This is a genomic window from Achromobacter sp. 413638, from assembly GCF_043119405.1.
Taxonomy (GTDB): Bacteria; Pseudomonadota; Gammaproteobacteria; order Burkholderiales; family Burkholderiaceae_B; genus Achromobacter.
This window is the reverse complement of sequence record NZ_JBICCO010000056.1, coordinates 1-17,882: the sequence shown is the minus strand read 5'-3', so window position 1 is coordinate 17,882 and position 17,882 is coordinate 1. Positions and strand designations below refer to the sequence as shown.

Below are 17,882 nucleotides of genomic sequence, written 5' to 3'. Positions count from 1 at the left end.
CCCGGTCCTGCTAGGGAGTGAAACGCGCCACCACGAAGTTCACGAAAGTGGTGAGCTTGGGCAGCGCCTGCCTGTCCTTCGGATAGAGCAACGAGATCGGCCGCGCCGCCGGCCAATAGGGCCGCAATATCGGCGTCAGCCTGCCCGCGCGCACATCATCGGCCAGCAGCAGCTCGGGCTGCAGCACGATGCCGAATCCCGCCAGCGCCGCCTGCCGCAGCGCCTGACCATTGTTGGACACGAAACGGCCGCTGGGATAGCCCGTCTCGCCGCCATCGCCATTGCCCAGGCGCCAGCCGGTGCGACGGCTCCAGTACGAGAAATCCAGGCATTGATGCCGGACCAGATCGGCGGGCGTGGCCGGCGTGCCGTAGCGCTCCAGATACGAAGGCGCCGCGCAGACCATCATCTGATAGCGGCCCAGCCCACGCGCGATCAGCCCTGAATCCGCCGGCTCGCCGATGCGCACGGCCAGGTCGTAGCGCGAGGCGACCAAGTCTTCCACCAGATCGCTCAGCGACAGTTCCACGCTCACGTCCGGATAGGTGGACAGGTAGTCGGCGATGACCGGCGTCAGGGCGAACGAACCGAAGGACACGGTCGAGGTGATGCGCAGATTGCCGCGCGGCGCCTCGCGCATGGCCTCGGCGCCCTGCTCGGCATCGCGGATCTCGGCCAGGATGTCCTTGCAGCGCGCGAAGTAGGCCTGCCCGGCCTCGGTCAGGCTCTGGCGGCGCGTGGTGCGCACCATCAGCCGCAGCCCCAGACGCGTCTCCAGGTTCTTCAAATGCTTGGCGGCCATGGCCGGCGACATTTCGTGCAGCGCGGCCGCGGCGGTCAGGCTGCCCAGCTCCACGACGGCCACGAACACTTCCATGCTGAGCAGGCGGTCCATGAATTACTGACTCCAGGTATGAAGTATTCCAACCATTCTAGGATTTTTCGAAAGGAATCGGGCGGCCAGAATGCTTGCATGCGCCGGCCTTCCGCCAGCGCCCGCAACCACACTCACGGAGATCCCATGAAAATCGTACTCATCGGCGCCAGCGGCACCGTCGGCAGCGCCATCGTCCAGGAACTGGGCCAGCGCCACGACATCATCGCGGTCGGCAGGAACAGCGGCCAGCATCAGGTCGACATTACCCGCAGCGACAGCATCCGCGCGCTGTTCGAGCGCATCGGCAAGGTCGACGCCATCGTATCGGCGGCGGGCGGCCTGCATTTCGGCCCCCTGTCGGAAATGACCGCCGAACAATTCAAGATCGGCCTGCACGACAAGCTGCTGGGCCAGGTGGACCTGGCGCTGATCGGACAGCACTACCTCAACGAAGGCGGCTCCATCACGCTGACCAGCGGCATCGTCAGCGCTGAACCGATCCGCTACGGCGCCAACGCCTCGGCCGTGAACTCGGCCATTGACGGCTTCGTGCGCGGCGCGGCGGTGGAACTGCAAGGCCGCCGCATCAACGCCGTCAGCCCCAGCGTGCTGCAAGAGTCCTGGGGCAGCTACGGCCCATACTTCCTGGGCTTCGAGGCGGTGCCTGCCCAGCGCGTGGCGCTGGCCTACAGCCGCAGCGTGGAAGGCGCGCAGACCGGACGCGTATTCCAGGTCTGGTAAGCGCCGGGGCCGGACACAACGCCGCGGCGTCAGGCCGCCAGGTCGCGGGTGTAGGTGTAGAAGACCTCGTCGCGCACCCAGCCCAGCGATTCGTACAGCGACTGCGCGGTGGCGTTGTTCCGGGCCGTGGTCAGGTCCATGCGCTTGCAGCCGCGCTCGCGCGCATGCGTCTCGGCCGCGCGCAGCAAGGCCCGGCCCGCGCCGCTCTGGCGCGCGGCCGGCGCGACGAACAGGTCGTACAGCACGTAGATGGGCGCGGCGATCACGGAGCAGAACGACGGGTACATCTGGCAGAAGCCCACCGGCGCGCCGTCCACGCTGGCCAGCAGGATCACCGATTCGCCGCGTTCCAGGCGCGCGCTGATGAAGGCCAGCGCGGCGGCGGCGTCCGCCGGCTGCTCATAGAACTGGCGATACGCATCGAACAAGGGCGCGATGCGGGCGGCGTCGGCGACGCTGGCGTGGCGGATGTCGAGCTGGCTCATGGATGTAGCGGCGATCCTGTCATGGAGGCGATGAAAAACGCCGGCGCGATGTCGAATCCCTGCGCAAGCCGGCGGCAAGACGCGCACTATAGGCAGAGCGCGTGTCAGAAGTAAATCACCGTGACTGGGCCCTAAAGCAAAATGCCCAAAGCAAAGCGGCTTGATGCGCAATGTCATCAAGCCGCTTTCGTATTGGTGCCGCGTATTGGTGGCGCGCCCGGCAGGATTCGAACCTACGACCCCCTGGTTCGTAGCCAGGTACTCTATCCAGCTGAGCTACGGGCGCGCTAAAGAGGCGTGTTTATACCATGAATAAAGCAGGGCTCGCAAATGAAACGCATAAGGCCCACGCACAACCTCGCGGCCTTGCGCCAGCGCAAATGGCGCGCCACGGGCCAGGCGTAGTCTGGGGACAAGCAGGCCGGGATGCCATGGCGCAACGCGCGCGCGGCCCCAGGCTCGCATGAAGCACGAGGAGACCCCATGGCAAAGAAATTTCCGCTCCATCCCAAACACCCCGAGCGCATCTGCTGGGGCTGCGACCGCTATTGCGCGGCCGACGCCATGGCCTGTGGCAACGGCTCCGACCGCAGCATGCATCCGGCCGAACTGCTGGGCGATGACTGGTACACGGTGGGCAACTGGGGATTGGAAGTGGAAGCCGACGCGGCATCGCGCGATGCGAACGGCAAGACGCTGGAGCGATAGGCTCGGGCCGGCCTTCCGGACGCGAGGCCCGCGAAAGCTGACTATCGCCGCCTGCGCGCGCTCCGGGGCTGGTAAGAGCAGCGCAAGGACAAGGACAGGAACCAAAACAAAAAGGCCTTCGATCAATGATCAAAGGCCTTCTCATCTGTCTCTTTCAAGACTTGGCGCGCCCGGCAGGATTCGAACCTACGACCCCCTGGTTCGTAGCCAGGTACTCTATCCAGCTGAGCTACGGGCGCTCCGGTAAAGAGGCAAAATTATATCAGATAATTCGCCGTACTTCTGGCAATTCGTCACGGCATTGCCATACTACGAACTGCATATTGCGCATTGCATACTACGAATTGCATGCTACTTGCGCTTGCTTCGGCATCCAGGTTCTTTTTTCAAGAGCTTGGCGCGCCCGGCAGGATTCGAACCTACGACCCCCTGGTTCGTAGCCAGGTACTCTATCCAGCTGAGCTACGGGCGCGTTTCAAAGCAAGCCTTGAATAATAGCGTTGTTTCGGAAACTGCGCAAGTCGACTGGTTCCGCCGCACAATGTCATGACGCAGGAACGGCGACCCGCACAGCCGCGCAGACAGGTTCGTACAAGCGCTCCGCGCATGCGTCGCACATGCCACGCAGATTCCGATCTACTCACTGGCGCATGCGGAATGATCCCTTGGCAACGGCATCAACCCCAGGCATGCGCGGCACACGCGAACCACAGGCCGGACAGGCAAACGCCGCCTGAAAAAGAAAAACCCGCAACAGCTTGCACTGTTGCGGGTTTTTGTCTTCGATCCAGTCAGACTGGACCGAAGAGGCGTCTGGCGGAGACGGAGGGATTCGAACCCTCGATGCAGTTTTTAGCCACATACTCCCTTAGCAGGGGAGCCCCTTCAGCCTCTCGGGCACGTCTCCGAAGAGAACGAGATTCTAGCACGACTTTTTTGGACCTTGCCCGGAATCGGGTACGAATCACAAAAAAAATTTGCGCCGGATCCTTGTTCCTCAGGCCTTGGCGGCGGGCGCCTGGTCCAGGCCGAAGGCCTTGTGCAGCGCGCGCACGCCCAGTTCCATGTACTTGTCGTCGATGATCACCGAGGTCTTGATCTCGCTGGTGCTGATCATCTGGATGTTGATGCCCTCTTGCGACAGGGTCTGGAACATCAGGCTGGCCACGCCGACGTGCGAGCGCATGCCGATGCCGACGATGGAGACCTTGGCGACCTTCTCGTCGGTGGACAGCTCGCGGGCGCCCACGGCCGGGATGACCTCGCGCTTGAGCAGGTCCACGGCGCGCGCGAACTCGTTGCGGTTCACGGTGAACGAGAAGTCGGTCGTGCCGGCCACGGACTGGTTCTGCACGATCATGTCGACGTCGATGTTGGCGGCGGCGACCGGACCCAGGATGGAGAAGGCGATGCCGGGCTTGTCCGGCACGCCCAGCAAGGTGATCTTGGCTTCGTCGCGGCTGAAGGCGATGCCGGAGACAACGGCGGCTTCCATTTTTTCGTCTTCCTCAAAAGTAATCAGCGTGCCCGAATGCATTTCTTCTTCGAGCGGGATGAGCGGGTCGGTCAGCGAGGACAGCACCCGCGTCGGCACACGGTATTTGCCGGCGAATTCGACCGAGCGGATCTGCAGGACCTTGGAGCCCAGCGAGGCCATCTCGAGCATTTCCTCGAACGACACGACCGCCATGCGGCGCGCTTCGGGCACGACGCGCGGGTCGGTCGTGTAGACGCCGTCGACGTCGGTGTAGATCAGGCATTCATCGGCCTTGATCGCCGCCGCCACGGCCACGGCCGAGGTATCGGAACCGCCGCGGCCCAGCGTGGTGATGTGGCCGTCGGCGTCCACGCCCTGGAAGCCCGTCACGATGACCACGCGGCCGGCGTCAAGGTCGGCGCGGATGCGCGCGTCGTCGATCGAGGTGATGCGGGCCTTGGTGTAGGACGAGTCGGTGCGCACGGGCACCTGCCAGCCGGCGTAGCTGCGCGCGGCCACGCCTTCGGCCTGCAGCGCGATGGCCAGCAGGCCGCTGCTGGCCTGCTCGCCGGTGGCGGCGATCATGTCGAGCTCGCGGCCGTCCGGCACGGGCGAAATCTCGCGCGCCAGGCCCAGCAGGCGATTGGTCTCGCCCGCCATGGCCGACGGCACCACGACAACCTGGTGGCCTGCGGCGTGCCACTTCGCGACGCGACGCGCCACATTCCTGATGCGCTCGACCGAGCCCATCGAAGTACCGCCATATTTGTGAACGATGAGGGACATCTCGTACTCTGGCTGGGAACCCGCCCCAAGTATGTTGACGGGCAAAACCTCATATTCTAGCGCCACGGTGAAAATTTGCGCAGCCTGGGGCTTTCCCTCGGGTTTACCCGCAACACCGCCCTGCCCGCCCCGGAGACAGCGGCGTTCCAGCCAGGCCCGACCTGGAGATTCAGCGGCGTTCCAGCCAAGCCCGACCTGGATTCAGCGACGCTCCAGCCAGACCCGGCCACGGTGGCAGCGGATCGCATGGCCGGCCTGCTCGACGCGCAGCTGGCGGTCATGGCCCAGGCTGTGCAGGCCGCGCAGCTGGCGCAGCAGGTCGCGCATGCGCGCTTCCGAAGGCATGCGCGCGCCATTGGCGTCCAGCCACCAGCGCAACACCTGCGCCTGCCGCGCCGGCGACAGCTCGCGCCACGCGCGCAGCGAAAAGCTGGCGCCGTCCGGGCCCGGCTCCAGCGCGGTGAAATCCTCGCGCGCCACTTCGTCCAGGATGGACGCGGCCTCGGCCATGTGGCGCGCATGCCGCGCCACGATGCCGCGCCAGCCGGGCCAGCGCGCGTCCAGCGCCGGCGCCAGCAACTCGCGCAGCGCCGCGCGGGTGTAATGGGGATCGGAATTGGTCGGGTCCTGCACCGCGCGCCAGCCGGTGGCCGCCTCGAAGGCGGCGCAGGCTCGCAGGATGTCATCGCGGTCCTGGTCCAGCCAGGGCCGCAGGTAGTCCACCTCGTCACGGCGCGACAGCGGCGCCATGGCGGCCATGCCCGCCAGCCCGGTGCCGCGCAACAGGCGCAGCAGCACGGTCTCGGCCTGATCGCCCCGGTGATGCGCCAGCAGCACCAGCGGCGCGCCGTGTTCGCGGGCCAGCCCGGCCAGCGCGCGGTAGCGCGCATCGCGCGCCGCCGCCTCGATGCCCTTGCCGGCGCCTTCGGCCACGGTCACGCGCGCCTCGTGCGCCGGCAGGCCCAGCAGCCGGGCCAGCGCCCGCGTCTGTTCACTCCAGGCATCGGCGGCGTCCTGCAAGCCGTGATGCACGTGGAACAGCAGCAGGTCGATACCCTGCTCCCGGGCGATGGCGGCCGCATGCAGCGCCAGCATGGCCGAATCGGCGCCGCCGCTGACGGCCACGGCCATGCGCGGCGGGCGCGCGGGCAGGCCGGCCAGCGCCTGTCGCAGCGCCTCGGCCAGGGCCGGGGAAAGCACATGGGAATGGCAACCAGCCGGCGCGCCCGAGGGCATGGCGTCGGGCGCGGTCGGCGTGTTCATGGCGGAACGGGGCGCGTGGACCTCGGCCGCGGCGCCGGCGACAAGGCCGGCGCCCGCGCGGATCAGGCGCGCACTTCCTGGAAGGCGCCGTAGGACAGCAGGCGCTGGATGCGCTGCTCCACGAGCTGCTCGGGCGTCATGCCCTGCAGCTGGCGCAGGGCGTCGCCCAGCGCGCGGCGCAGCAGGCGGGCCATGACGCGGGGGTCGCGGTGCGCGCCGCCCACGGGTTCGTTGACGACGCGATCGACCAGGCCCAGGTCCTTCAGGCGCGGGGCGATGATGGCCAGCGCCTCGGCGGCCTCGGGCGCCTTGTCGGCGCTGCGCCACAGGATGGACGCGCAACCTTCGGGCGAGATCACCGCGTAGGTGGCGTATTGCAGCATCAGCACGGCGTTGCCCACGGCGATCGCCAGCGCGCCGCCGGAGCCGCCCTCGCCGATGATGGTCACGATGACCGGCACTTTCAGCTCGGCCATGGCGTACAGATTGTGGCCGATGGCCTCGGACTGGCCGCGCTCTTCGGCGCCGATGCCGGGATAGGCGCCGGGCGTGTCCACGAAGGTGAACACGGGCAGGTTGAATTTCTCGGCCAGGCGCATCAGGCGCAGCGCCTTGCGATAGCCCTCGGGCCGGGGCATGCCGAAGTTGCGCGCGGCGCGTTCCTTGGTGTCGCGGCCCTTCTGGTGGCCGATGACCATGCAGGGCATGCCGTTGAAGCGGGCCAGGCCGCCGATGATGGACTGGTCGTCGGCGTACATGCGGTCGCCGTGCAGCTCATGGAAGTCGGTGAAAATCTCGCGCACGTAGTCCAGCGTGTAGGGACGCTGGGGATGGCGCGCCACCAGCGCCGTCTGCCACGGCGTCAGCTTGGCGTAGATCTCCTTGGCCAGCGTCTGGCTCTTCTGCTGCAGACGTCCGATTTCATCGGAGATGTCCACGGCGGAATCGGCCTGCACGTAGCGCAGCTGCTCGATCTTGTTCTCAAGCTCGGCGAGCGGTTGTTCGAATTCCAGGAAAGTATTGCGCATGTAGTGTGGTTCCGTAGATGGGCGGCCTGATGAACGTCAGTATTGAACCGGATCCGGTTCCAGACTGCGCCACAGATACCAGGTCGCCACGGTACGCCAGGGCTGCCACGCCAACGAGACCTCGCGGGCCTCGAAGCGAGAGACGGGCTCGCCGCTGAAGTAGTGTAACGAGATTGCCTTCAGCAACCCAGGATCATCCAGTGGCAGGATATCGGGTCGCTGCAGATTGAAAATCAAAAACATCTCCGCCGTCCAGCGTCCGATGCCGCGGATCGCGACCAGCTCGGAAATGACGGCTTCGTCGTCCATGTCCGCCCAACGCTCGGGATGCACGCGGCGCTCGCCGAAATGGGCGGCCAGGTCCAGCACGTACTCTGCCTTGCGCTGCGACAGGCCGGCCTGCCGCAGGCCGTCGATGCCGACGCGCAGCACCGCCACCGGCGTGGGGCGCTTGCCAGCGGCTTCGATGAACTTGTCCCAGACGGCGTCGGCCGCCTTGGTCGACACCTGCTGCCCGATGATGGCGCGCGCCAGCGTCACGAACGGCGTGCCGCGCGAGGTCAGCCAGGCGTCCGGGTGCTGCGGGATGATTTTCTTCAGGATGCGGTCGCGGCGCATCAGGTGCGCGACGGCGGCTTCCCAATAGTCGGGCTTGGGAATCGGGGTATCTGCGGTGGACATGTCGGGCTTATTCCTGCCGGCTCATCAGGCCCGGCGCCACTGCGTCACGCCGCCGGGCTTGTCGTCGAGCTCGATCCCGGCATCGCGCAACTCGGCGCGGATACGGTCGGCTTCGGCGAAGTCGCGCGCGGCCTTGGCGGCGGCGCGGGCGTCGATGCGGGCCTGGATGGCCTCGGCGTCCAGCGCCGGGCGGCCGCCCTGCTCCATGCCCACGGCCGAATAGCGGGTGGGCGACTGGAAATAGGCGGCCGGTTCCTGCTGCAGCAGGCCCAGCAGGTCGCCCAGCGCTTTCAGCTGGCCGGCGCTGCGGGCGCTCTTGGTCCGGTTGGCCTCGGAGGCCAGCTCGAACAGCGCCGCGACGGCGCCCGAGCTGTTGAAATCGTCGTCCATCGCGGCCTTGAATGCCTGGGCCTGCGGCTCGTTCCAGTCCACGCCCTGGCCGTCGGCGGGCACGTTCTGCAACGCCTGGTACAGCCGGTCCAGCGCGTTCTGCGCGTCGACCAGGTTGTCGGGCGTGTAGTTCTGCGGGCTGCGGTAGTGGTTGCGCACGATGAAGAAACGCACCATTTCGGCCTCGCGCGGATTGACGCGATAGCCGGCCTGGTCGGCGGGCGCGTCGTCCAGCGCGATGGTCTGGCGGATGGTGCGGAAATTGCCCAGCGACTTGGACATCTTGTCCGAGTCCACCATCAGCGGGCCGCAGTGCATCCAGACGTTGGCCAGCACGCCGCCGAAAGCACCCTCGGTCTGGGCGATCTCGTTCTCGTGGTGGGGGAACTTCAGGTCGGGACCGCCGCCGTGGATATCCAGCGGCAGGCCCAGCAAGGATTTGCTCATGGCCGAGCACTCGATGTGCCAGCCCGGACGCCCCAGGCCGTAGGGCGATTCCCATTTGGTGTCCTCGGGCTCCTCGGACTTGGCCGATTTCCAGAGCACGAAATCCAGCGGATCGCGCTTGGCCGAGCCGACCGCCACGCGCTCGCCGGCGCGCAGGTCGTCCAGCGACTTGCCCGACAGCTTGCCGTAGCCCTCGAAGCCGCGCACGGCGTAGTTCACGTCGCCGTCATCGGCCTGGTAGGCCAGGCCCTTCTGTTCGAGCTTGCCGATGATGTCCAGCATGTCGCCGACATACTGCGTGGCGCGCGGCTCGCGGTCGGGCTTCTGCACGCCCAGCGCCCGCTCGTCGGCGTGCATGGCGTCGATGTAGAACTCGGTGACCTCGCCGATGCGGCGGCCGGTTTCCACGGCGCGGCGGATGATCTTGTCTTCGATGTCGGTGATGTTGCGCACGTAGTCGACCGCCAGGCCGCTGGCGCGCAGCCAGCGCTGCACCACGTCGAAGGAGACCAGCATGCGGGCATGGCCCAGGTGGCAGAAGTCGTACACGGTCATGCCGCACACGTACATGCGCACCTGGCCGGCCTGGGCCGGTTTGAACGGTTCTTTAGTACGCGATAACGTGTTGTAGATTTGCAGCATGGCGCTATTGGGTTCGTGTGGGTTTCCGGGATGGCCGCGAGGTCTTGCGCTCCGGCGCGGCATCCCCATATGGCACGGATACGCTCGAGAATCTCGCGCCGCAAGCCGCCGGCTCCTGCCCCGGCCTGTGCTCCAGGTCGCCGGGAGGATCATCTCCAGGAGGCTGTCCGCCATATCCGCCCGGTCTTCCGGCAAGAAACGGTTCCGGGGCTAAAATGGCGACCGACAAGTATAGCAAGCGGCCCGGCCGCGCGCGTAAGCGCGGCCGGTTCGCGACTTTTAACGGATGCCCACGTGACTCTCAAGCCGCGTTTCTGCGTCGCCCTGATCGCCCTGGCCCTGGCCGGCGGATCGGCCGGTCCCTCGTTCGCCCAATCCATGTCCGGCGGCGGCGCCGCCAATCCCAACGCCAGCCGCACCACCCTGGATCCCATCCCCCCCGAAGGCGGCTGGGAAGGCCTGGCCAACGTGCTCAAGGCCGTCCAACCCGGCGTCGACACCCGCCTGACGCCGACCGCGTCGCAGGTCACCGACCATATCGAGCGCCTGCTCAACCGTGGCGACAACGCCACCGCGCTGGACATGATCGAAAAGCGCCTGGCCGAGACCAAGGGCCAGCGCGGCACCGACGTACAACTGATGTTCCAGCACGCGCGCGCCCTGGCCGCCCTGCACCGCACGGCGGAGGCCATCGACGTCTACACCGAGATGACCACCAGCTACCCCGAATTGCCGGAACCCTGGAACAACCTTGCCGCTCTATATGCGGGTCGCGGTGAATTGGAAAAAGCGCAGGACGCCCTGCAAATGGCGCTGCGCGCCGATCCCGGCTACGCCGCGGCGCGCGCCAACCTGGGCGACCTGCAATTGCTGCAGGCCCTGCGCACCTACAAGCAGGCCGCCAGCGATGGCGTGCCGGGCATGCAGGACAAGGCCCGCGAAGTCGAAACCATGTTGAAGGAAAAACAAGGCAAATGATGTCGAGCTATTCTCCCCTGCGCCTGCTGCGCCTGACGGCCTGCGCATTCACGCTGGCCGCTGTCGCGCCCGCGCTCGCCAGCGCCGCGCCCGCGGCCTCCTCCACCCCCTCCACCACTGAAGGCACGAAATCCATGAGCACCAATCCCCGCGTCAAGCTGCACACCAACCAAGGCGACATCGTCATCACCCTGGACGCCGCCAAGGCGCCCAAGACGGTGGCCAATTTCCTGACCTACACCAAGGAAGGCTTCTACAACGGCACGGTGTTCCATCGCGTGATCGACGGCTTCATGGTCCAGGGCGGCGGTTTCGAGCCCGGCATGAAGCAGAAGCAGACCCACGCCCCGATCGAGAACGAGGCCAACAACGGCCTGAAGAACGACAAGTACACGCTGGCCATGGCCCGCACCAGCGACCCGCACTCGGCCACCGCCCAGTTCTTCATCAACGTGTCCAACAACGACTTCCTGAACTTCACCGCCCCCACGCCCAATGGCTGGGGCTATGCCGTGTTCGGCACCGTGACCGAAGGCACCGACGTGGTCGACAAGATCAAGGGCGTGAAGACCAGCAACAAGGGCTTCCACCAGAACGTCCCGAACGAGGACGTGATCATCGAGAAGGCCGAAGTTCTTGAATAAGATCGCCCTGACCGGCCCGGTCTGGCTGGCCTCTGATCTGCACCTGGGGCCGGCCACGCCGGCCACGTCCGAGGCCTTCCTGGCCTTTCTGCAGGCCGCGCGCGAGGAAGCGGGCGCGCTGCTGCTGCCGGGCGACATCTTCGACGCCTGGATCGGCGACGACGCGATCCGCGTCGCCCCGCCCTGGCTGGCGACGGTGTTGAAGGCGCTGCGCGAGACGGCCGCCGGCATTCCGGTCTGGCTGGGGCGCGGCAACCGCGATTTCCTCATGGGCGAGGAACTCGCGGCCGCGATCGGCGCCAAGCTGCTGCCGGAACCGGCCCTGCTGGAAACGGACTACGGCACGGTGCTGCTGACCCACGGCGACGAATTCTGTACGGACGACGCCCCCTACCAGCAGTTCCGCGCCATGGTGCGCGATCCGCAATGGCAGGCCGCCTTCCTGGCCAAGACCATTCCGGAACGCCTGGCCATGGCCCAGCAGGCGCGCGGCGAAAGCCAGGCCGCCAACCAGATGAAGTCGCAGGAAATCATGGACGTCAACGCCGACGCCATCGAAGCCGTCTTCCGCGACACGGGCGTGAGCCTGCTGGTGCATGGCCACACGCACCGCCCGGCCCGCCACGTGCTGGAGGTCGACGGCAAGAAGCGCGAGCGCTGGGTGCTGCCCGACTGGGACTGCGACCACGCCCAGCCGCCGCGCGGCGGCTGGCTGGTGATCGACCAGGATGGCCTGACGTTCTACGACCTCGATACCGAGGACTGAACGCGCAGCCGCATCCGCCCGCGCCACTGCGTGGCGCGGGCGCCCGATCTCACCATTGATAGCCGGCGCCTATCACCGCGCCGCCGTGCCCCCGGGTGCTGGTCGCGAGCGAACCCTTGTAGATCCAGCGGCCTCTCTCGGACACCCGGGATACGCCGATCGCCATGCCCTGCTGCCCTTGCCACGTCGAACCGGCCATCGACACCATGTTCTTGCCCGGTTCCGTCGCTTGCGGCAGGCCCGCGACCGCCATCGTCGCGGCGACGCCGCCGTCCACATAGCGTTTCAGCCCCTTGATCTGCTGATCCGTGTAGCGGTTCGACTGCGCCGCCGCGTTGTTCAACTGGTTCAGGTTGACGGCATCGGTGCCGTTCACGCCCGGCGCCACGTTGCTGATGCCGCGCTCATTGCCGGCCGAGCCCACCGACAGCGTGTTGGGCGCGCTCGCCACCGAATTCGCCCCCACCGCGACCGAATTCGCGCCGCTGGCGTAGGCGTGATCGCCTATCGCGGTGCTGGCGTCGCCCGACGCCACCGCGCCGCTGCCCGTCGCCGTCGCGTTCCGGCCGCTTGCGGATGGCGCGGTGTAGGTCGTCGGATTGCCTGTGGCCCAGGTCCTGCCGCCGCCACCCGGCGGCAGTCCGTTGATGGTCTGGTTCAGCGTGCTGACCGCGCTCTGGAGCTGGCCCAGGTTGACCGCGTCGGTGATCTGCACGCCGGGCGCGACGTTGATGACCTGCCGCGCCCCGCCTGCCGCGCCGACCGACACCGCGCCGGCCGTCGTCGTGAAGCCGTTGCCGCTGACCGGATCCACGTAGGCGCCGGCAGCCCGGTCGGCCACCGAGCCGGCCCCCAGCGCGACCCCGCCGACCGTCGTCGCGCTCGATTGATAACCCAGCGCAACGCCGGTGCTCTGCGTGGCCTGGGCCGCGTTGCCGAAGGCAATCGCGTCGTTGACCGGCGCGGCCGACGAGCCTATGGAACTGCCCGCGTCCATGCCGATCGCGATATTGTTGTTGCCCGTCGCGTACAGCCCCGCCCGGGAGCCGATGCTCACGTTGTTGCCGCCGGCCACTGCTGTACCGGAATAGGTACCGATCGAGACGTTGTTGTCTCCGCCAGAGACGGCAGTGCCACTGACGTAGCCAATGGCCACGTTGGCGCTGGTCGATACGCCGTTGCCAGCCAGGGCGCCAAACGCCGCGTTGTTGAGTACCGGCGCCCCGATGCGACCAACGCCGATGCCGGCACTCGTGCCTATCGCCGTGTTGCTATCCCCGATGACGGATATCCCCGCGCTGAGTCCAAAGGCGCTGTTGTGGTTGCCCGTCACCGAGACGCCACTGGTGTTGCCCGTCGCCGTGTTGTGGTTGCCCTGCACGAGCGCCCCAGCGCCCGTGCCAACCGCCGCGTTGCCTATGCCCTGCACCGAGTTACCCGTCATCGCGCCCACCGCGACGTTGCCCGCGGAGCCAACAAGCGAGTTGATGCCGGCGGCTGTTCCGATCGACACGCTATCCTCGCCAATCGCCAGCGCCTGATAGCCGATGGCGATGGTATGGTCTCCCGATGCCTGCGCCTTGGATCCCACCGCCGTCGCCGCACGCCCGGTCGAGGTCGCGTCCGTCCCGGCGGCCAGGGAGCCGGCGCCGGTCGCGCCGTTATTCGTGCTATTCCCGCTCGGCGTACCGCCGTCGTCCACGCTGTAGTACTGCGCATGCGCGGGGCTCGCCGCGATCGCCGCCGTGATCGCCAGCGCACAGGCCGCGACCCGCATCGGGCCGGCCTTGCCGCCCGTCGCCGACGAAACCGGGACGCCAACAGCCGGCTGGCCCGCGCGGCCCTGGGCCGCTCTAGACACTGACTTCATCCTTACTCTCCAACATCGATTTGGAAGCTCTGTTGTCGCCACGCGGCAAGACCCCGAGACATCCGCAATGCCGAATCCCGCATGCCGGGCACGCGCCCCGCGACGGACGCCAGACTGGCGTCGACGCGGGCCATGCCCGCCGCCTTGATTCAAGCCGTTCACCGATGCGCATCGCAGCCTGTCCGGCAAGGCTCGCGCGGCGCTATCGCCCATTCCGTCCAGCGCATGCCAAGCGATGGAAACCTGCCTGGCACGCCATGAACGCCCGGACAATACAGCGCAGTTCGTGTTGGATTTTTTCCTCTTGACAGTTGTTGACGGCGCCGAGCAACAGTGCGTCGTCAAAAGGCATATTTCCATGCAAGCGTTGCGCGTAATGACACGGAAATCACCTTTTCCATCGGCTTGCCGCCATGCTGGCGTACCGGATGTCCTAGGACGGAGCCCGGGATTCCAGGCTTCCGGGGCATCGCGGCGCGACAACGGTCAAGCGCGGCGACGCCGAGCGCGCGCGCGTAAAAAAGCCCAAGGGCTGGACTGATATCCCACCCTTGGGCCGCAATGCGCGAACGATTCAGCGAACGATTCAGCGAGCGCGCGGCGATGTCGCGCCCGCGAGGCGCCTTGCCGGACGGGCGATCACGCCATCCAGATCCACGCCGCCACGATGGCGCCGAACACGATCCGATACCAGGCGAACACGCGGTACGTGTGGTTGGCCACGAAGCGCAGCACCGCCCGCACCACCACCATCGCGCTCAGGAAGGCCGCGACGAAGCCCACCGCGATGCCGGACAGGTCGTGCTGGGTCAGCAGCCCGAAGTTCTTGTACATGTCGTACACCGCCGCGCCCAGCATGGTGGGCATGGCCAGGAAGAACGAGAACTCGGTCGCGGTCTTGCGCTGGATGCCGGCGATCATGCCGCCGATGATGGTGGCGCCCGAGCGCGAGGTGCCCGGGATCATGGCCAGGCATTGCGCCACGCCCACGCCCAGCGCCTGCTTCCAGGTGATCTGCTCCAGGCTGCGCGCGGTGGCGCGCTCGTCCGAAGCGGTGTCGTCGGCCGCGCCCGGCACGTCGCCGGGCGTATGCCGCGTCTTGCGCTCGACCCACAGCATGATCAGGCCGCCCAGCACCAGCGTCACCACCACCACGCCCGGGTGGTAGAAGACCTGCTTGATGGACTTGATGAAGATGCCGCCGATCACCGCCGCCGGCAGGAAGGCGATCAGCAGGTTGCGCGTGAAGGCGACCTCGCTGGGCACGCCGGTGAGCGTGCCGCGGATCAGCTGCAGCAGCCGCGCGCGGAACACCCACATCACGGCCAGGATGGAGCCGAGCTGGATCACCACCTCGAACACCTTGCCCTGGCTGGATTCGAAGTTGATCCAGTCACCGATCAGGATGAGGTGGCCGGTGCTGGACACCGGAATGAACTCGGTCAGTCCTTCGACGATGCCCAGGAAGAAGGCCTTGATCAGATACAGGGTGTTTTCGGTCACGGTATGGGCGGGTCCGGGGTTAGTCGTTGGTCAGGGACGCTTCGTCGGACAGCGGCTCCTGGGGCTTTTTCTCGACCCGCACCAGGGCGATGCGGCGTCCGTCCATCTCCAGCACTTCGAAGCGGAAATGATCGTGGTGGATTTCATACTCGCAGGCGTCGCCCGGCTTGGGCAGATGGCCAAAGCGCGACAGCAGGTAGCCGGCCAGCGTGGAGAAGTCCTGGGCCTCGTCGATCAGGCCCTCGGTTTCCAGCACCTGCTCGACATGGTGCAGGTCGGCCGCGCCATCGATCTTCCAGGTGTGCTCGCCGTCGGCCACGATGTCGGGCAGCTCGTCCTCGTCGGGGAATTCGCCGGCGATGGCCTCGAACACGTCGATCGGCGTCACCAGGCCCTCGATGGCGCCGAACTCGTCCGCCACCAGCACCAGCTGGCCGCGCGAGCGCTTGAGCGTGTCCATCAGGCGCAGGATGCCGATGGCCTCGTGCACGATGATGGGATCGCGCAGCCGGTTGCGGCGCACCCGGCCCTCGGTGAGCAGATCGGCGATCAGGTCCTTGGCGCGGCCGATGCCCAGCACCTCGTCCAGCGAGCCCCGGCACACCGGGAAGAAGCTGTGCGGCGCCTCGATCAACTGGCCTCGGATGGTGTCGGCGTCATCGTCGATGTTGATCCACGACACGTCGGTGCGCGGCGTCATGATGGAACGAATGGAGCGTTCGGCCAGCGTCAGCACGCCGCTGACCATGTTGCGCTCCTCCACGCCGAAAGCCGGAATGGCCGGCGCGTTGGCGCTGGGCAGATCGGGCTCGTCGGCGGGCGGACGCTTGCCCAGCATGCGCAGCACGGCGGCCGCCGTGCGCTCGCGCATGGGGCGGCGCGCATCCAGCTTTAGCAGATTGCGCCGCGCCAGCTGGTTCAGCGCCTCGATCGCGACCGAGAAGCCGATGGCGGCGTACAGATAGCCCTTGGGCACCTTGAAACCGAAGCTTTCCGCCAACAGCGAGAAGCCGATCATCAACAGGAAGCCCAGGCACAGCACCACCACGGTGGGGTGCGCGTTGACGAAGCGGGTGAGCGGCTTGGACGCCAGCAGCATGATGCCGATGGCGATGATGACGGCGATCATCATGATGGCCAGGTGGTCCACCATGCCGACCGCGGTGATGACCGAGTCCAGCGAGAACACCGCGTCCAGCACCACGATCTGCGTCACGATGACCCAGAAGCTGGCGTACACGCGCGGCCCCGACGAAGAGCCGTGGCCGCCGCCCTCGAGCCGCTCGTGCAGCTCCATGGTGCCCTTGAACAGCAGGAAGAAGCCGCCCGCCATCAGGATCAGGTCGCGTCCGGACGGCGCCAGGGGGCCGATGGAGAACAGCGGCGTGGTCAGCGTGACCAGCCAGGACATGACGGACAACAGGCCCAGGCGCATGACCAGCGCGAGGCTCAGCCCCAGGATGCGCGCGCGGTCGCGCTGCGAGGGGGGCAGCTTGTCCGCCAGGATGGCGATGAAAATCAGGTTATCAATGCCCAGGACGATCTCAAGAACGACCAGGGTAAGCAGGCCGACCCACGCAGCGGGGTCCAGCAGCCACTCCATCAGGAGCTCCAAAAGTTACTCAGCCGACAATCGTACCTGGAAAATCCATGACACGCCGGTCATGAAACCCCCGCCCGGCAAGGCGCCGGGCCCGCATGCCATACCTGCATGCCATACCCGGAGCCATCTCTGGACGTCAGGCCCAGTCCATCCGATTGACGAACACCAGCAGCGCGGTCCAGGCCATCATCTGCCCCGGGGACGTCTCGGCGATGCGCGCCAGCGACCGGGACAGGCGCAGGAAGAACCAGAAGGCGGCCAGCATCGCGGCCATGGCGATCTCGACCCGGTGCGTCATGGCCGAGACGGTAACGATCGACCGGGCCGCGAACACCGCGTTCAGCGCCACGATCTGGAACAGGACCAGCACCGCCCTCAACCCGGCGCCCCCGCCGGAATCCGCCGGATCCGGCGCGCCCGTCCAGATCCGCCATCCGGACCTAGCGCCCTGGAACAGCAGCGACAGCACCAGCACGCCGCCCGCCATCAGCACCAGATGCTGTCCGGTGTAGTCATACGGTCCGACGGACAGCTGGGACCGGTTCAGGAACTTGACCGGCCAGTCCAGCCCCTGGGCCAGCGGCCACAGGCGCATCAGCAGCATCAGGCCCAGGCCGAACAGGCGCGCGCGGTTGCGCTGCGCGGCGGGAAACTCATTGGCCAGGATGGCGATGAAGACCACGTTGGCGAGCCCCACTAGGACCTCGATCGCGGTCAGCCCCAGCACGCCCACCCAGGCTTGCAGTCCGCCCATCCACTCCATCGGAGTCATCCACCCCATCAGTTCCTCCCGCATGCGCGTAGCGGGCCATCGTACCTAAAAAGCCCGCGCGGGCGGCGCTTTGTCGACCGCCTTTTCCCACATACCGCTGGAGGATCCCAAAAAAATCGCGCGCAGCCTGGGGCTGCGCGCGTGGTTCACTTTGCCCGACGGCGGCCGGGCCCGGCTGGGTTGGGGGGGGGGGGGGGGGGGGGGGGGGGGGGGGGGGGGGC

The 17,882-nt window shown here is 67.1% G+C and carries 15 protein-coding genes, 4 tRNA genes and 2 pseudogenes; 5 read left to right on the top strand and 16 right to left on the bottom strand.

All coding sequences use genetic code 11. The features are described 5' to 3' along the window. Positions 1–10: 10 nt before the first annotated feature. Positions 11–895, bottom strand: a complete 885-nt coding sequence (locus tag ACEU5R_RS20865) for a LysR family transcriptional regulator (RefSeq protein WP_392411470.1) — start codon at positions 893–895, stop codon at positions 11–13. A 126-nt stretch (positions 896–1,021) separates the two neighbouring features. Between ACEU5R_RS20865 and ACEU5R_RS20860 the strand changes: the two genes are divergently transcribed. Next, positions 1,022–1,618, top strand: a complete 597-nt coding sequence (locus ACEU5R_RS20860) for a short chain dehydrogenase (RefSeq protein ID WP_392411469.1) — start codon at positions 1,022–1,024, stop codon at positions 1,616–1,618. 29 nt (positions 1,619–1,647) lie between these two features. On the opposite strand, the gene ACEU5R_RS20855 is transcribed toward ACEU5R_RS20860, so the two are convergent. Further along, positions 1,648–2,103 carry a GNAT family N-acetyltransferase gene (locus ACEU5R_RS20855; protein ID WP_158658465.1) on the bottom strand — a complete coding sequence of 152 codons (456 nt, stop codon included), beginning with the start codon at positions 2,101–2,103 and terminating at the stop codon, positions 1,648–1,650. 209 nt (positions 2,104–2,312) lie between these two features. Next, positions 2,313–2,389 (bottom strand) — tRNA-Arg (locus tag ACEU5R_RS20850). Between the two features lie 197 nt (positions 2,390–2,586). Here ACEU5R_RS20850 and ACEU5R_RS20845 point away from each other — a divergent pair. Then, the gene (locus tag ACEU5R_RS20845) at positions 2,587–2,811 is read left to right on the top strand and encodes a DUF3079 domain-containing protein (RefSeq protein WP_392411468.1); all 225 of its coding nucleotides are present in this window, start codon (positions 2,587–2,589) and stop codon (positions 2,809–2,811) included. Positions 2,812–2,973: 162 nt separating this feature from the next. On the opposite strand, the gene ACEU5R_RS20840 is transcribed toward ACEU5R_RS20845, so the two are convergent. The 8 genes from ACEU5R_RS20840 to cysS all read right to left on the bottom strand — a co-directional run bounded on the left by ACEU5R_RS20840 (position 2,974) and on the right by cysS (position 9,525). Next, positions 2,974–3,050: transfer RNA gene (locus ACEU5R_RS20840), tRNA-Arg, on the bottom strand. A 156-nt stretch (positions 3,051–3,206) separates the two neighbouring features. Beyond that, positions 3,207–3,283, bottom strand: a tRNA-Arg gene (locus ACEU5R_RS20835). A 342-nt stretch (positions 3,284–3,625) separates the two neighbouring features. Continuing rightward, positions 3,626–3,718: transfer RNA gene (locus ACEU5R_RS20830), tRNA-Ser, on the bottom strand. 90 nt (positions 3,719–3,808) lie between these two features. Continuing rightward, a complete protein-coding gene (locus tag ACEU5R_RS20825) occupies positions 3,809–5,074 on the bottom strand; it encodes an aspartate kinase (RefSeq protein WP_103275495.1) in 1,266 nt (421 codons plus the stop codon). 201 nt (positions 5,075–5,275) lie between these two features. Next, positions 5,276–6,247 (bottom strand): tRNA lysidine(34) synthetase TilS, encoded by a 972-nt coding sequence (gene tilS, locus ACEU5R_RS20820; protein WP_392411487.1) that lies wholly within the window; start codon positions 6,245–6,247, stop codon positions 5,276–5,278. Positions 6,248–6,399: 152 nt separating this feature from the next. Further along, positions 6,400–7,365 carry an acetyl-CoA carboxylase carboxyltransferase subunit alpha gene (locus ACEU5R_RS20815; protein WP_103275496.1) on the bottom strand — a complete coding sequence of 322 codons (966 nt, stop codon included), beginning with the start codon at positions 7,363–7,365 and terminating at the stop codon, positions 6,400–6,402. A gap of 36 nt (positions 7,366–7,401) precedes the next feature. Then, entirely contained in the window at positions 7,402–8,046 is a 645-nt protein-coding gene (locus ACEU5R_RS20810; RefSeq protein WP_103275497.1) for a DNA-3-methyladenine glycosylase, read from the bottom strand. 24 nt (positions 8,047–8,070) lie between these two features. Continuing rightward, positions 8,071–9,525 (bottom strand): cysteine--tRNA ligase, encoded by a 1,455-nt coding sequence (gene cysS, locus ACEU5R_RS20805; protein ID WP_103275498.1) that lies wholly within the window; start codon positions 9,523–9,525, stop codon positions 8,071–8,073. A gap of 294 nt (positions 9,526–9,819) precedes the next feature. On the opposite strand from cysS, the gene ACEU5R_RS20800 reads away from it, so the two are divergent. The 3 genes from ACEU5R_RS20800 to ACEU5R_RS20790 all read left to right on the top strand — a co-directional run bounded on the left by ACEU5R_RS20800 (position 9,820) and on the right by ACEU5R_RS20790 (position 11,913). Beyond that, entirely contained in the window at positions 9,820–10,503 is a 684-nt protein-coding gene (locus tag ACEU5R_RS20800; protein WP_392411466.1) for a tetratricopeptide repeat protein, read from the top strand. A gap of 134 nt (positions 10,504–10,637) precedes the next feature. Then, positions 10,638–11,147 carry a peptidylprolyl isomerase gene (locus tag ACEU5R_RS20795; protein WP_392411486.1) on the top strand — a complete coding sequence of 170 codons (510 nt, stop codon included), beginning with the start codon at positions 10,638–10,640 and terminating at the stop codon, positions 11,145–11,147. Then, positions 11,140–11,913 (top strand): UDP-2,3-diacylglucosamine diphosphatase, encoded by a 774-nt coding sequence (locus ACEU5R_RS20790; RefSeq protein WP_392411465.1) that lies wholly within the window; start codon positions 11,140–11,142, stop codon positions 11,911–11,913. The genes ACEU5R_RS20795 and ACEU5R_RS20790 overlap by 8 nt, the downstream gene beginning before the upstream one ends. A gap of 49 nt (positions 11,914–11,962) precedes the next feature. On the opposite strand, the pseudogene ACEU5R_RS20785 reads toward ACEU5R_RS20790, so the two are convergent. The 5 genes and pseudogenes from ACEU5R_RS20785 to ACEU5R_RS20765 form a co-directional block, all read right to left on the bottom strand. Then, positions 11,963–13,006 (bottom strand): annotated as a pseudogene (locus ACEU5R_RS20785) (YadA family autotransporter adhesin); the annotation flags it as partial. Between the two features lie 414 nt (positions 13,007–13,420). Continuing rightward, positions 13,421–13,690, bottom strand: a pseudogene (locus tag ACEU5R_RS20780) (hypothetical protein); the annotation flags it as partial. 732 nt (positions 13,691–14,422) lie between these two features. Next, positions 14,423–15,286 carry an undecaprenyl-diphosphate phosphatase gene (locus ACEU5R_RS20775; protein WP_103275501.1) on the bottom strand — a complete coding sequence of 288 codons (864 nt, stop codon included), beginning with the start codon at positions 15,284–15,286 and terminating at the stop codon, positions 14,423–14,425. A gap of 19 nt (positions 15,287–15,305) precedes the next feature. Continuing rightward, positions 15,306–16,889, bottom strand: a complete 1,584-nt coding sequence (locus ACEU5R_RS20770) for a TerC family protein (RefSeq protein ID WP_392411464.1) — start codon at positions 16,887–16,889, stop codon at positions 15,306–15,308. A gap of 136 nt (positions 16,890–17,025) precedes the next feature. Continuing rightward, entirely contained in the window at positions 17,026–17,670 is a 645-nt protein-coding gene (locus ACEU5R_RS20765) for a hypothetical protein (RefSeq protein WP_392411463.1), read from the bottom strand. Between the last annotated feature and the right edge of the window lie 212 nt (positions 17,671–17,882).